Origin of the sequence: Niallia sp. MER 6 (assembly GCF_023714395.1) — a bacterium.
Taxonomy (GTDB): Bacteria; Bacillota; Bacilli; order Bacillales; family Cytobacillaceae; genus Niallia.
Genome location: NZ_JAMAUK010000010.1, coordinates 17,337 through 32,652 on the forward strand (window position 1 = coordinate 17,337; position 15,316 = coordinate 32,652).

Sequence of the window (15,316 nt, forward strand, 5' to 3'; positions counted from 1 at the left end):
CAACATATTCTTAAAATTAACTTAAGAAAGTAGTAACAATGAAAAAGCCTGCATAAAGAGATTGGCCAATCAGCACTACTCCAAACATCATTGCTGGGACCCACTTAAGCCTTCCGAAGATTCCTTTTCCTTTCATTAACTTTCTATTAGAAACGCTGCTTTTCAGCTGAACAAAGGACCCGAGGACAGATTGAACAAGGATAATAGCTGCTAGAAATATCGCACCATGCATAATGATCGTTTCATCGCCGTAATACAACGGTGCTGTTAGCATGGCAATAGAAAGAATGGCCCAGACAAAGCCGACAAAGCTGCGAATCCAGAACAACAACGATAACCCAAGAAGCCCGATTAATATATAGAAAATAAATTCGTACTGCTGCTTTGAAACTAAGTAAAATAAACCAGTAGCTGCTATTAAAGCGCCTGTGTGTCCTAAATACATATGAAAAGCAGCTTTTAATGTTTTCCCGTCTGCTTCACCCTCAAGCAGCTGTTTCTTCTTCTTAATGCCCCTGATTTTTCTGCCAGCAGCTATATCGCTGATAATATTCAATAGCAAAGTGTTCCAAATAGAAAAGCAAGCTTTAACAATCGGAATGACAGACACAATTAATGCTATTGCTAGATAAATAAAAATTGGCAGTGCCTTGTCATAACTTAGATAAGATATAGGATTGATTTGAAGTAAGTCTTGAATTGTTTCTCTCATTTTTTTAGCTCCTTTCACGTTTATTAAAGAAGGAGAAGCACCTATTTTTACTTCAGGCACTTCCCCTTCTTGTCAACCACTCATATTGCTTCTTTATCAGCTTTAAGCTTGTCTAGTTCTTTGGCGATTTCCTCATCGCTCACATTGGAAAAGCTTATTTTGTTATAGCTGTTTAGCGGGTTGGAAGTATAGCTGCCTGCTTGCACTTCTGCTTCCATAAAGAGGATTCTTTCCTCTGCTCTTGTTATACCTTTTGTGATTGTTTCGCCATTAAAATCAATAGTAACCTTTTGAATCTGCTTGATTGATTTTGCTGCATTTGCACGGGATGCAAGTAAAATTTTCTTATGCTGAAGCTCATTATAAGTTACTTGGAGCTCATTGAATTTTTCCTTCAAAATATTCGTTTGTTCCTTAAGTGTGATTAGCTGCTGTTCATAAAGATTAAGCTGAGTCTCTAAATTGATTTTTTCTTGCACTGCCAATTTAGCAATCCCTTCATCACCCTTCTCAAGAGCCAGTTTCGCTTGGCGGACTCGCTTTTCCACTAATTCCTTTGTTTGTGAAATAAGTGCCGCTTGCTTTTTTTCCACAAAGATTTGTCTAGATAAAGCGGACTGTGCCTTGCTAAGCTCCTGTTCCATTTCTCTAGTGTATTCATTCAGCATCGCAATTGGATTCTCCATGCTGTCTAATAAACTATTAATATCCGCTCTAGCAATTGTCTTTATTCTTTTAAAAATACCCATTTACATTCTCTCCTTTTTTTCTGCGTTATTCTTTTCCCATTCATCTAAAATCGTTGCATTCGTATAATTCACAGACGGTTTTGGTGTACTCATGATGGAAGTATCAATAAATTGCTGCATCGAAGAAGCTTGCGATTTCTTCCTGAAGCTTTTAACGGCAAGGACAGTCACTGCTATCAGGATGATAATAATAATGAGGGTCCAAATCCACGGAAATGCTGGTTCATTATGATAGCCGACTAAAACTCGTTCACGCACAACTACATCGTGATGATGCAGCACCGTTTCTCCTGGGCCTCCATGATCGTGAAAGCCTGCAGCAAGTGTTGTTGTCCCCCCAATCAGATTAAAGATAAAGCTTATCGCAAGCGTCATAGAAGCAACAATTGCTCCCCAGAAAATACCTTTTTTCAATCTAGCATTCACTGTTTTGTTTCCTCCTTTCTTTGTTCATATTGGTAGTTTAGTAGCCTTTAGTGAAAAGATGGTGAAAAGATAGAGCTATTCTATCTTTTATTGAATTTGTTTATTCTAAAAGCCGAACAGCAAAAAAGACAGCACTCATCATGTGCTGTCCTGTCTTCCTTACTCATTCTATTAAATTACCTTTTTAAATTGGCTAGTATACAAATCATAATAGAAGCCTTTTTGTTCTACTAGCTCATCATGGGCGCCACGCTCGATTATTTCGCCGTCTTTTAGTACAAGAATCTTGTCTGCCTCCCGAATTGTACTAAGCCTGTGGGCAATAACAAAGCTGGTCCGTCCTTTCATAAGCTCGCTCATAGCTGATTGGATCTGCATTTCAGTTCGTGTGTCTATACTGCTTGTTGCTTCATCCAGAATTAACACAGCAGGATCTGCTAGTATGGCCCGGGCAATTGTCAACAGCTGTCGTTGACCTTGACTTAAGTTTCCTCCTTCTGCTGTCAGAACTGTGTCATAGCCCATTGGCAGTTTACGGATAAATCCATCTGCATTGGCAAGCTGTGCCGCTTGTTCCACCTCTTCATCTGTAGCATTCAGGCGGCCATAGCGGATATTTTCCCTAATAGAATCAGAGAATACGTACGCATCCTGCAATACTATCCCTAATTTGCGGCGCAGACTGTCTTTGCTGATTGTTTGAAGCTCTGTTCCATCTATTAAGATTCTGCCATTGCTTATCTCGTAAAATCTCGTTAATAAGTTAACAATGGTTGTTTTTCCTGCACCTGTCGGCCCAACTAAGGCAATCGTATCACCAGGCTTTGCAGTTAAAGTGATATTCTTTAATATGGAGTGTCCCTCTTTATAACCAAAAGAAACGTCCTCAAAAATGACTTCTCCTGTCAAATCCTCTACAACTTTGACAGGTTGCTTTTTGGCATATTCTGTTGGAGTATCAATTATTTCAAAAACACGCTCCGCCCCTGCCACTGCTGATTGAAGCATATTGAATTGGTTTGCTACTTGATTGATTGGATCGTTAAACTGCCTTGAATACGAAAGAAAACTAACAACCACCCCAATTGTAACCATGCCTTCAAGGGCCATCCAGCCGCCTGCTGCGGCAATGATTGCAAAGCTAGCGTTTTTCATTACATTCATGACAGGGCCCATAAACCCTGAATAGATTTGTGCGCGGATAGATGCCTCGCGAAGCTTTACATTAATGTCCTGAAACTCTTCCTTCACCTTTTCCTCCCGATGAAAGACTTTAACTGCCTTCTGTCCAGAAATAGTTTCTTCTATATACCCATTTAGCTCTCCTAAATGCTGCTGTTGGCTAGTGAAGTATTTTCTCGTAAATTTAGCAATTTTTGATGTCAGGAACATGACAATTGGAATTGTTACAAAGCTTAACAATGTCAATCCAATATTAAGGCTAAGCATAAAGCATAATGCACCGATCAGTGTCATAATGCTGGATATTAATGTTGTAAAGCTTTGATTCAGCGTATTTGATACATTTTCCATATCATTTGTCGTTCTGCTCATCAATTCTCCATGTGACTGTCTATCAAAAAAATGCAAAGGCAGCTTTTGAAGCCTGGCGAACATATCTTTGCGCATTGCAAGTACTGTATATTGAGAAACAGCTGCCATGAAATAAGATTGAAGCCAGGTAGCAATAGAGCTGCATATATAAACACCAAGCAAGCCGGCACAAAACCAAACAAGGCCGTTTACGTCGCGAGTGATGATATATTTATCGATTGAAACACCAATTAAGTAAGGACCTAGCAGGTTTAAAACTGCTGTTGTCATTGTCAAGAATACAACCAGCACTAATCCTTTCCGTTGATGACCAATATAGCGCCATATTCTTACCAATGTTTCCTTCATATTGTTTGCCCTCTGAACTGGCAAGTTTCCGCGGAAATGCTTCGGCCCTCCTAACCCCATCTGTTGAGGAGGCATGTTTGTTTTGCGATCATTCATAAACTACTTCCTCCTTTCCCAGCTGGGAGCGGTATATTTCCTGATACACTTCACTAGTTTTCATTAACTGTTCATGCGTGCCTTCTGCGGAAATCCTTCCATCCTCCAGGACGACAATTTTATCTGCCTCCATTACAGAAGAAATACGCTGAGCAATGATGAAGGCAGTGCTATGTTCCAGCAATTCCCCTAGTGCTTTTTGTATGCGGGATTCAGTTCCCAAATCAACTGCACTTGTACTATCATCTAGAATCAAGATTACGGGGCGAACTAACAGCGCTCTGGCGATCGAAATCCGCTGTTTTTGCCCTCCAGACAAATTCATGCCTCTCTGGCCAAGTACAGTATCATATCCATCTGGCATAGTCATTATAAATTCATGGGCACATGCTGCTTTCGCCGCTAATTCAACTTCAGCTTGTGTTGCAGCCGGTTTTCCATAACGAATATTATCCCGGATTGTGCCGCTGAACAGGATGGACTGCTGTAAAACTACACCTACAGATGTCCGCAAATGTTCCAGTTTAATATGACGAACATCTGTGCCGTCAATCATAACCGTGCCGCTTGTCGCATCATATAATCTCGGAATTAATTGCACCATTGTAGACTTTCCAGAACCAGTCGCCCCTAGAATGGCTACAGTTTGGCCGGCCCTTGCAACTAAACTGATGTCCTTTAACACTTCAGATTGTCCATCATAGCTGAAAGATACGCGGTCAAAAGTTACTTCCCCCTTCACGATTGCTTGCTGGTCTGCGTGCTGATGATCCACTAAATCCAGGTCTGTATGGAGAACTTCTTGAATGCGGTCTGCTGACACCTTTGAGCGGGAAATCGTAATCATCATCATGCCAATCATCATCACAGCAAACAACACCTGTGTCACATAGTTAATAAAGGCAATAAGATCGCCCACCTGTAAAGATCCGCTCCACGTCTGATGTGCTCCAAACCAAAGGATAATAACTAGGCTGAAATTAAGAATGAGCATTAACACAGGCATATTGAAGGATACAATGCGAGCTGCCCTGACTGCATTATTTGTATAATCCTCGTTTGCTTGCCCAAACCGGTTATTTTCAAAATCAGAGCGTACAAACGCTTTAACTACTCGAATACCCATCAAATTTTCCTGGAGGACAGTATTAACCTTATCCAGCTTTTGCTGAACTATATTATAGGTAGGAAAGGCTTTTCGAATAAGCAGATAAAGAATAATAAATAAAACAGGAATAGTTGCGGCAAATATTAACGCAAGCTTAAAGCTGATAGTAAATGCCATAATAACACTTCCAATCGTCAAAAGCGGTGAGCGAATGCTGCGCAAAACCATCATCACAAACATTTGCAGCTGGACTATATCGGCCGTCAGCCTCGTAATTAAACTGCCTCCTTTAAACTTATCCAAGTTTTGAAAAGAAAAGCTTTGCACTTTATCAAAAACTACTTTTCGCAAATCGGTGGCAAAATTCATCGATGCCGTACTGGAAAACACCGTACAGCCTGCACCGCCAATCAAACCGATAAATGCGACAAGAATCATCAGCCCGCCAGTGCGCTGAATTGTCTCTAAATCCCCTTTCATCACACCCTCATTGACGATTTGCGCCATTAAAAATGGCTGAAGCAAATCCATCGACACCTCCAGCACCATAAACAGTGGTGCCAGTATGGTTATTTTCCAGTATGGCTTCAGAAAACCCATTAATTCCTTCATAGTACCTCCCCTTTAAACAGGAAACGGACTAGATTATTCCAATCCACTCCTATCTTCCTCATTTAAAGATTCCTCCCCTTTATGCGGATTGGCTTCTTCTGTCTGTATCTTTGCATCGCTAGTGTCATTCACTTCATTTTCTTGAATTTCAAAAAGCTCAGTAAACTCATTAATAACCATATCAATCGCTTTCAATTCTCCGACTAGGATCGGTTGAATAGACTGAAATTCAGGAGCTTCAAGCTGCTGCTTTATGGTAGAGCGTTTTAATTTCATCATCTCCAGAAAGGCAATAGCTCGGCCGCGGCGGAATGTTTTCGCGCCTTTATGTCCTTTATTCTTCCGCTTATGATGTTCACCATGATGATAGCTATCTTTCATAAAATGCTCGTTTCTCATTGTTCACCCTCCTTGTATACATATGTATACATTTTGTTTCTATATTCAATGTATACATTCGTATACAAAATGTCAATATTCTCTAACTCGTTTGAAGAACAAAAAAACAGTATCCTATTTAGGACACTGTAAAAAGGAGGAGTACCATATAAAAAAGAATTAGCATTCACCAAAGCTGTAAGGGGAAAAACTGATAAAATTAAAATAAGTGTGCAATCGATTAATTGTATACTGTGCTATGTCATCAAGAGGGTCTTAGTACAACAGCAGACATAAACAACCTAACTTTTTCATTGAAAAGTATGTTAATGACTTACCGTACCTTTTTTTGCTACTGCCGTAAAATAATCTAAACCTAATCCTAGAAATTAAGGAGATGCTAGAACCTTTATTACCGCTCTGTTTATTTGCCTGTAAAGCCCCTCTAATCATGGACATGCTCGGAAGCCGAAAAGCCTACTATAGGAATGGTTGAGTATAGACTATTCGGCTCATTCCCTGTTTTGAAATGCTGTAAATATGAAGGTGATTGTAATAAGTATGGAAACTACCTAATTTGATAAGCAGCATGCACTCTGATTATTTAACGAAAGTGCACTTTCAAACAGGAAATAACATATACAAATAAATCTGTGGATCCTCTATCCTTCCACGCTTTTTTTAATTCATCAATGTGCATTCCATTTCCCCTGACAAATTCACCTTAACAATTCCTCATAAATATTTATATACTTACTCGCATTTGTTGCGATTATTGTCAAATTTTATGGGACTTTCACTTTGAATGCCTGTAGTATTTTTTCATTAATTTTATTCATGTCATTAATTTGTCACTGACTATTAAACGGGATGGCCAATTCTTCCCCTTCATTTTTTGGTGAATTGACAAGGGTTGAAACCTCATATTTATCCATTGCTTCTGCACTATATGGTACAAGTAGCTGCTTTAATTCGTTTATGTTACTGTTCTTCGGGTTCATCCAATAATCATAATCTTCCTGCTTCAAAATAACCGGCATTCTATCATGAATATCTTCTGTACTAGCATTTGCTTCTGTTGTTATAATGGTACAAGTAGCAAGAGGCTTCGTTCCATCTGCTTTTTTCCAAACCTCAAATAAGCCAGCCATCGCAAATGGCCGCCTATCTTTCATGACAAACCGAAAAGGCTGCTTTTCACTCTTTGTCTTTTTCCATTCATAGTAACCGTCGCAAATGATTAAACATCTTCTTTTTTGAAAGGCATGTTTGAATGAAGGCTTTTCTTCCAGGCTTTCCATACGGGCATTGATTAGTTTATAGCCTATTTTTTCTTCCTTCGCCCAAAAAGGGACTAGTCCCCATCTTAAGTAGCTCCCTATCCGTCTTCCATTGTTATATCCTATTGCAAGGACATCCTGCCCTGGAGCAATATTATATCTGGGCGTAAGCTCAGCAGAAAACTCAAAATCAAATTCTGCTTGTAATTGGGACAGCTCACTTACTAATGAATATCGACCGCACATCAGGCTCCACCTCTTTTGCTTTTTTTATAGTTTACCTAAATAACAGAATAGAGACATGAAATCTCCATGCCCCCACGCCTTACTAATTTGTCTTTCTTTCTTCTGTAAACAGATCTTGAACAAACCTGTCAATCCGGTCAAATCCTTTATAAATATTTTCAACAGATGACGCATATGACAGCCTAACATAACCTTCTCCCATACTGCCAAAGCAATCGCCAGGTGACACAACTACGCGCTGTTCGTTAAGCAGCCTTATAGCAAACTCATCGGAAGTTAAGCCTGTTTCTTTTATGTTCATAAAGACGTAGAAAGCCCCTTTAGGCATTACACAGGATATCTTATCTATTTTGTTAATACGCCCCACCATGATGCTTCTGCGCTCCTTATATTGCTCATTCATATAAGCATAAGCTTCAGTCGGACCTGTCAACGCTTCGATTGCTGCAAATTGAGCTGTTGTATTTACACATGACAGCATAAATTCCTGGATTTTCTGCATTTGAGCAATTATTGGACTCGGTGCGAGACAATAGCCGACGCGCCAGCCTGTCATAGCATAGGATTTAGAAACAGAGTCAATGATGATGGTTCTTTCTCTCATGCCCGAGATTCTCGCTATATTAAAAAAAGGCTCGTCATACGTCAAATATTTGTATACCTCATCAAAAATAACATATAAATCATGTTCAATCGCCACCCGAGCAATCATTTCCATTATTTCCTTGCCTGCGACAGCACCTGTCGGATTAGACGGGGAGTTCAGAATTATTGCTTTTGTCTTAGCTGATATCGCTTCTCTCAGACGCTCTTCTGTAAAGTTAAAACCTTCTTCCTCATAAACAGGCACTGTAACAGGCACAGCATTATTCATCTCAATCATGCCAAAATAGTTCGTATAGCATGGGTCGCTTACAATCACCTCATCACCTGGATTGGTTAAAATAAACAAAGATAAAGACAATCCTTGCATACCGCCAACAGTAATAAAAATTTCATTAGCAGGATCATAGCTGACTTTATCGAAATTCTTAAAGTGTTTGCTAACTGCTTCACGCAATGGAAGTAACCCAGAGTTAGGAGTATAGTGGGTTTCGCCATTATCCATTGCTGATTTAGCAGCGTCTATTATGTTTTTCGGGGTATCGAACTCTGGCTCGCCAATAACAAAACTGACCACATCCTCTAGCCCTTGTGACAGCTCATACATTTGTCTTACTTTTGCTGCTTTAATTCCTTGAACCTTGGTTGATAACTCCTTCATACTTTTTTTCCTTTCCGAATAGAAGCATTCTATGTATATTCTTTATTTTCCAAATATTCAATTTATTAAATTCTACCATATTCATAATTAATAATTAATATTTATTTTTGAAGATATCGTGTGACGCATTCCTCTTATTTCAATGAGAGGTTAGTCACATTTTTTTAGCGAATTAAGCGAACGTACTTTCTTATTATGTTTACGTATATTATTATATATGTATCAAGAAAAACCTAGGTGGTTAATAGATGTAACTAAGAAGAAATCGCAACAGTGTATTCGAGATTGGGTATCATTTTTTCTGGTGTACGAAATATAGAAAACCTATACTTACTGGAGAAATCCAAGATGATTTAAAATTAATTCTAAATGATATATCCAGTCAAAATAATTTTAGTATCGAGCAAATGGAAGTAATGGAAGACCATGTTCATTTGTTTATAACAGCCACTCCTAATGATTTAATAACGAATATAATTAAAAAATTCAAAGGTGTTTCTGCTAGACTTTTATTTAAGAAACATCCAACTATTCAAAAAGAATTGTATGGAGGTCACTTATGGAATCCCTCTTATTACGTTGGAACCGTCGGTTCTATATCGGAGGATACCATAAGAAAGTACATAGACAATCAAAAGAAGGGTTAAGACGCAATGGCACATTTATATGGTTTTGCAAAGACAAAGAAAATTCAATTGAATACAGATGAGGAATTGGACTTCCTTTGTCAGAAGACGACAAACCAATACAATGATGTCATGTCTTTTTATTTAGAAGTCATCCGTGAGAATATGGATACGATGGATGGGGATTGGTTAGGAAAATTAGAAACTTTAACTCACCAAACGAAAAGCAATCTAAATCCAAGGTATTCATTGAAAGAAAAATTCGGCAAATACCCGTCTGGTTTTAGAAGAGCTTCTATATCGGAATCAGTTGGACAAGCCTCTTCTTGGAGAACAAGATACGAAAAATGGCAAGAGAAAAAAGAAAAACACTTAGCTAAAAATCTGTTAAGAAAACAAAAAGGCAAAAAAGAAATCTCTTTCCTTGAGCACCCACCTTTATATGTCACAAAAACGGAGTCCTGGGTTTCTTTTTATAAAACAGAATACAAAGTGTTAGACCCCTATCACATCTTATTAAAAATGTTTACGGGTACTTCCTATGTCAAAAGGAAAGTGACCTTATCAGAACCTCTTATCATACCGGAAGGGTATGAATTGGGGTCTCCTAGTTTAGTGAAGAAGAAACATGGTTGGGAATTACATATCCCTATGGTCTTGCCTGTAAAAGGGTTAAAACTGGGAAAGGTAACAGAACGAGTAAAAGAAGATAATTTCCGTAAGTGCTGTGTAGATTTAGGAATCAACCACCACGCGGTTTTATCCATTCAAGATGCAGAAGGCCGAGTCTTGGCTGTCAAATTTATTTCAGCTAAACAAGATAATCGCCTTAGGAAGATGTATCTGGACAGAATAGTAAAAAAACAACACCAAACAGGTGTTGCACCGGAAGATGAAAAACAATGCCAACTATTGTGGAAAAAGATAGCTAATTTTAACGATTATATTGCACATAAGGTTTCAAAAGAAATTGTAGACTTCGCCTACGAACATGGAGCGAGAACTATCGTATTTGAACATCTAGATAACTTGAAACCTTGCAAACTGCGAAAATCTAAAAGACTAAACCGGAAGTTTGCCTTTTGGGTAAAGGGACGTATCGTAAAATACACCAAATATAAATCGGTGCATAAGCGAATTGTGGTAAATCGTGTTTCCCCAAAGAATACATCAAGAAGATGTCCAGATTGCGGTCATCTTACTATCATTCGATATAGCCAAAGTAAAAAATATGGCGTTAGTTTAGCTCATTGTATCAATTGTAAGCTGCACGATGTCAATGCAGACTATATTGGTTCATTGGGTGTGGGCTTGAATTTCCGTTTAAAGTATATGGCTTAATTGCCTCCAAAGCCCTTTCTAGTGGTATAAAGGCGTTATCCTTGGCTAGATGTTGAGGGTAATCATGCAAGAACCCGCTGGTTATTGGCCTGTGTAATATTACGGTAGAATATGTGGTGTCCCCGACACAAGCACGATTTCTATTTGTTTACCATAGACAGTACGAAGTTCAGTGAATTAACACAGAATCCTTCCATTTCAATGGAGGGAGGTTCAAACGAAGAAATACATACCTTTTTTAAGTCATGAGTTTGGCCGCTTCATAAGGCATAAAAAAGAGGCACCTATTAGATAGGTGCCTCCTGATTAATCAGTCTTCATCTCGCTGCATTCCAGTATAGATTAAAATCAAACGAATCAGCTCCAGAACAGCAACTGCTGCAGCTGCAACATATGTCAATGCTGCTGCGTTTAGCACTTTCTTCGTTTCTCTTTCTTCGTCATTGCGAATAATACCAAGGGAAACGACCTCATCCATCGCTCTGTTAGAGGCATTAAACTCTACAGGCAATGTCACAAACTGAAATAATACCGCTGCTGCCATGAATACAATTCCAAGAAGTAATAAATTGCTCATGCCTGCGATCATTCCGATTAGAATCAAGATCCAGGAAAAGTTACTGCCGATATTCGCTACAGGGACAAGAGCGTGACGGAATCTTAAAAACGCGTAGCTTTGTTGGTCTTGAATCGCATGGCCGACCTCATGGGCTGCAATCGCCGCTGCTGCCACTGAATGGCCATGATAGTTGTCAGAAGATAAGCGGACAACCTTAGAGCGCGGATCATAATGGTCAGATAATACTCCCCTTGTTTCCTCAATAGAAACGTCATACAAGCCGTTGGAATCAAGAATTCTTCTGGCTACCTCTCTCCCGGACATTTGGGATGACGCTGTTACATTAGAATACTTTTTATAAGCGCTTCTTACTCTGAATTGTGCCCATATAGGGACAATTAGGATAATCAAAAAATATATGATAAACATACTGCTTCTCCCTTCCTAAAATTATTTAGCTGGAACGGCTGCTTCGATTAAGTCATCGCCGATTTCTCCGACGATTTCTTCTAATATGTCTTCCATCGAAACAATACCTGCAGTTTTGCCGTTCTTATCTTTTACAATCGCTAAATGTGTACTGCTTTGCTGCATTTTTAATAATGCATCTTTAATTGGTGCTGTCTCTTTAAAGCTAGGCAGTGAATGGACAACAGAATCCATTGTCAGTTTCCTGCCTGCCACAACACTTGTAAGCATTTCTTTTGTGTTAATAAATCCGATATATTCCCCTTTATCTGTAACCGGATATCTCGTATATTCATACTGATCTAAAACAGTTATTATTTGATCAAAAGGCATGCCTTTTTCAACTGAAATAATTCTCTCTTTCGGTATCATAATATCCTTCAAAATCCGCTCATCAAAGGCAAAGATATTTTCCAGGTATTCAAGCTCTGTTCTATTAATTTCTCCGCTCTCATAGCTTTGTGTAACAATGAGCTTCAATTCTTCCTCTGAATGGACCGTCTCATGCCCAGCTGGTTTAACCCCAAACATACGCAGGAGAATGCGGGAAGATCCGTTCAATGCGGAGATAATTGGCTTTGTCACTTTACCAAACCAGTAAAGAGGCGGTGCAAGCATAAGTGTCATTTTTTCAGCATATTGAATTGCCAATGTTTTAGGTGCAAGCTCTCCTAATACTACATGGAGAAATGTAACAATTGACAGGGCAATAGCATAAGACAGGACAGTGGCTAATGCTTCTGGAACATTAAACCTTTCAAATAAAGGATGAAGCATCTTCTCCACTGTAGGCTCTCCTAATGCACCAAGTACTAGGGCAGTAATCGTAATACCCAGCTGACAGGCTGACAAGTAAAAGTCAAGATTCTGTGCAACTTTTTTCGCGATATGAGCCTTTTTATTACCCTCTGTAATCAATTGATCGATTCGTGACATCCTTACCTTTAATATCGCAAACTCCGCACCAACAAAAAATGCAGTCAATCCGATAAATACGGCCACAAGAAACAAATTCAAAGCTATTAATCCGTCCAATTCATGCGCTCCTATTTTTAAAAGTTTTCATGCTTAGTAACTGATCAGTTGAGGACCATTTCGACATCATCAGTTGATTCCGTTTTAGCAAGTGTAACCTGTTTTATTTGATAATTGTCCATCTCAGTGACAGTCCATACATACTTTCCATATTCAACTTGGTCGTCTAATTGAACATTATCAACTAATTGGTATTGCATCCAGCCACCGATTGTGTCAATTGTTTCTTTTTCTTCAAAGCGGATGCCGAATTGATCTTCCAAATCTTCCAGCAACACACGGCCGTTGACTAAATAACGGTGTTCTCCAATGCTTTGAATATCTTCCACTTCATCAGCATCAAATTCATCTCTTATTTCGCCGACTAATTCCTCAAGGATATCTTCCATTGTCAGTATTCCAGATGTTCCTCCATACTCATCAATAACCAATACCATATGAATTCTTTCCTTTTGCATTTTATACAAAATGTCCTGTATGCGAGTAACTTCCAGCACAACTGGCAGTTCACGGATAAATTCATTTAGCTGACGGTTTCTTCCTGTAGCCATATTGGCTAACATTTTTTTTATGTTTACCATACCGACTATATTGTCTTTGTCTCCGTCTAATGTTATTGGATAACGAGTATAGTTAAATTCATCAAGAACTTTTATGATTTCTTCCCGGTCCATATTTTGGTCCAATGTAATTAAGGATGTTCTCGGCACCATGATATCTTTAGCAACACGTTCATCAAACGAGAAGACATTCTCCATATATTCAAGCTCTGTCTCGTTCAATTCACCGCCCTGATAGCTTTGCGCCATAACAATCTTCAGCTCTTCCTCTGAGTAGGCATGCTCGTGTCCGGCTGGTTTTACTCCGAATACGCGCAGTATTCTGCCAGATGCTCCATTTAGTGCCCAAATAAACGGGTACATTACTTTACCAAACCAATACAATGGACCTGACAGCATTAATGTCAGCTTTTCTGGAAATTCAATAGCTAATGTTTTCGGTGCCATTTCACCAACAACGACATGGAGGAAGGTTACAAGAATAAATGCGATTGCATAAGAAGCAATCGAGGATACCGACCCTGGCACATTCAACAAATCAAAAATAGGATAAAGAATTCGCTCTACAGCCGGCTTTCCAAGGGCACCAAGACCTAGTGCCGTAACGGTAATACCAAGCTGGCAGGCGGAAAGATAATAATCGAGATTGCTCGCCACTTTTTTAGCCATTACTGCTTTTTTGTTCCCCTCTGCAATCAGTTGATCAATTCGTGACAGACGGATTTTAACGACCGCGAACTCTGAGCCGACAAAGAATGCCGTAAGCACGATCAATATTGCAAGTATGAACAGATTTGTAAGAGTAATTATGTCCAATCAATTCCCTCAAGGTTGAGGGATTCACCTCCGTATGAATAGTTATAACAATGTTAACAGCGTCATAATTGCTGTCATTTTTGGTTCAATTCTTTTATAAACCTTCATTCTTTCTTCTGGAGGCACATTTTTTAGTTTTTCTTCCAAAAGGGAAAGTTTCCTTTGCAAGCAGTTTATTTCATCTTGAACATCGCAAATAATCGGTTCGATGTCTCCAGAAACATCTGACTTCAAGGCTTCCTTTATTTCCTCCATCGACATCCTTTGCTGCTTCAATAGCTTAATTCTTTCCAATGTTTCAAGGACGTTCTCTGGATATAAGCGGTAATTAGAAGAAGACCGTTGTACCTCCAGTAAACCAATTTGAGAATAATAATCTATTGTCCGTGTTGACAATCCACTTAATTCAGCCACTTTTCCGATACGCAGCAACGCCTTCCCAAATTACTCACCCTTTCCGTTCATTATTTATATATAATATATCATACCAACCAGAAACTGTACAGTATAACGTTATGGTTTAAGTTTTCCCCAACAGCTTCTATACTAAACTTTTCTGGCATATGCTTTAAGATTAATTAAATTAAGCCTGCAGGCTTTAGCTGTATTTTGTATTGCTTACTCTACATATTTATTCTTCAGCTGATCTGCCCCAATTCCGCCGACAAGCATCAAAACTAATGGTAAAAACGATACGATTCCTGTTGGTATTCCTTCTAAACTTATAGCTTTCCCTCCGAAATGATTTAACAGTAAGATAATTAATTTTGCAACCAACAACAGGACACCAATGGAAAATATACTTTCAAAAAAAACCTTCCATTTCGGGTGGGCAAGCTGCTTGCTGTCTTTAATAACTTTATCCTTCAATTCTTTATCGCTCCTTAACAATTCATCAATTGTAACGCCAAATAAATCACTAAGATGAATGATCATTTCAATACTGGGATAATTCTTGCCTGTTTCCCACTTTGAAACAGACTGACGACTTACATGAATTCTTTCTGCTAAATCATGTTGAGACCATCCCTTTTTCTCCCTTTCCTTTTTTAGTCGCTCACTAAAAATCATCTTATTGTTCGCCTGCCTTTACATTTTTTATATTAATGCGATAAGTCATAAAGTAAAGATACTTCTA

14 protein-coding genes and 1 pseudogene are annotated in these 15,316 nt (G+C 38.8%); 2 read left to right on the forward strand and 13 right to left on the reverse strand.

From position 1 onward, the window contains the following. Window positions 1–16: 16 nt before the first annotated feature. The 8 genes from M3600_RS13965 to M3600_RS14000 all read right to left on the reverse strand — a co-directional run bounded on the left by M3600_RS13965 (window position 17) and on the right by M3600_RS14000 (window position 8,773). Entirely contained in the window at window positions 17–712 is a 696-nt protein-coding gene (locus tag M3600_RS13965; RefSeq protein WP_237943404.1) for a M50 family metallopeptidase, read from the reverse strand. Between the two features lie 80 nt (window positions 713–792). Then, window positions 793–1,461 carry a PspA/IM30 family protein gene (locus M3600_RS13970; protein ID WP_237943402.1) on the reverse strand — a complete coding sequence of 223 codons (669 nt, stop codon included), beginning with the start codon at window positions 1,459–1,461 and terminating at the stop codon, window positions 793–795. Further along, window positions 1,462–1,887 carry a hypothetical protein gene (locus M3600_RS13975; RefSeq protein WP_237943400.1) on the reverse strand — a complete coding sequence of 142 codons (426 nt, stop codon included), beginning with the start codon at window positions 1,885–1,887 and terminating at the stop codon, window positions 1,462–1,464. 171 nt (window positions 1,888–2,058) lie between these two features. Further along, window positions 2,059–3,885 carry an ABC transporter ATP-binding protein gene (locus M3600_RS13980; protein WP_251646458.1) on the reverse strand — a complete coding sequence of 609 codons (1,827 nt, stop codon included), beginning with the start codon at window positions 3,883–3,885 and terminating at the stop codon, window positions 2,059–2,061. Continuing rightward, the gene (locus M3600_RS13985) at window positions 3,878–5,605 is read right to left on the reverse strand and encodes an ABC transporter ATP-binding protein (RefSeq protein ID WP_251646459.1); all 1,728 of its coding nucleotides are present in this window, start codon (window positions 5,603–5,605) and stop codon (window positions 3,878–3,880) included. Before M3600_RS13985 ends, M3600_RS13980 begins: the two co-directional genes overlap by 8 nt. Before the next feature lie 33 nt (window positions 5,606–5,638). Further along, window positions 5,639–6,004: a hypothetical protein gene (locus M3600_RS13990; RefSeq protein WP_233316995.1), complete on the reverse strand. Its 366-nt coding sequence runs from the start codon at window positions 6,002–6,004 to the stop codon at window positions 5,639–5,641. Window positions 6,005–6,834: 830 nt separating this feature from the next. Then, window positions 6,835–7,509, reverse strand: coding sequence for an SOS response-associated peptidase (locus tag M3600_RS13995; RefSeq protein WP_233316994.1), 675 nt, complete (start codon window positions 7,507–7,509; stop codon window positions 6,835–6,837). A gap of 82 nt (window positions 7,510–7,591) precedes the next feature. Continuing rightward, window positions 7,592–8,773 (reverse strand): pyridoxal phosphate-dependent aminotransferase, encoded by a 1,182-nt coding sequence (locus M3600_RS14000; RefSeq protein ID WP_237943392.1) that lies wholly within the window; start codon window positions 8,771–8,773, stop codon window positions 7,592–7,594. Window positions 8,774–9,027: 254 nt separating this feature from the next. Between M3600_RS14000 and tnpA the strand changes: the two are divergent. Both tnpA and M3600_RS14010 read left to right on the forward strand, forming a co-directional pair. Beyond that, window positions 9,028–9,420 (forward strand): annotated as a pseudogene (gene tnpA / locus M3600_RS14005) (IS200/IS605 family transposase); the annotation flags it as partial. A 6-nt stretch (window positions 9,421–9,426) separates the two neighbouring features. After that, on the forward strand, window positions 9,427–10,740 hold the full coding sequence (locus M3600_RS14010) for an IS200/IS605 family accessory protein TnpB-related protein (RefSeq protein WP_237943390.1): 1,314 nt from the start codon (window positions 9,427–9,429) through the stop codon (window positions 10,738–10,740). Between the two features lie 310 nt (window positions 10,741–11,050). Here M3600_RS14010 and M3600_RS14015 read toward each other — a convergent pair whose 3' ends face one another. The 5 genes from M3600_RS14015 to M3600_RS14035 form a co-directional block, all read right to left on the reverse strand. Then, window positions 11,051–11,728, reverse strand: a complete 678-nt coding sequence (locus M3600_RS14015; protein WP_233316992.1) for a zinc metallopeptidase — start codon at window positions 11,726–11,728, stop codon at window positions 11,051–11,053. 21 nt (window positions 11,729–11,749) lie between these two features. Then, window positions 11,750–12,802, reverse strand: coding sequence for a hemolysin family protein (locus tag M3600_RS14020; protein WP_237943388.1), 1,053 nt, complete (start codon window positions 12,800–12,802; stop codon window positions 11,750–11,752). Window positions 12,803–12,846: 44 nt separating this feature from the next. Then, entirely contained in the window at window positions 12,847–14,178 is a 1,332-nt protein-coding gene (locus M3600_RS14025; RefSeq protein ID WP_233316990.1) for a hemolysin family protein, read from the reverse strand. 42 nt (window positions 14,179–14,220) lie between these two features. Further along, on the reverse strand, window positions 14,221–14,610 hold the full coding sequence (locus tag M3600_RS14030) for a MerR family transcriptional regulator (protein WP_233316989.1): 390 nt from the start codon (window positions 14,608–14,610) through the stop codon (window positions 14,221–14,223). Between the two features lie 186 nt (window positions 14,611–14,796). Continuing rightward, complete coding sequence (locus M3600_RS14035) at window positions 14,797–15,249, reverse strand: helix-turn-helix domain-containing protein (RefSeq protein ID WP_237943383.1); 453 nt, start codon at window positions 15,247–15,249, stop codon at window positions 14,797–14,799. Window positions 15,250–15,316: the final 67 nt, after the last annotated feature.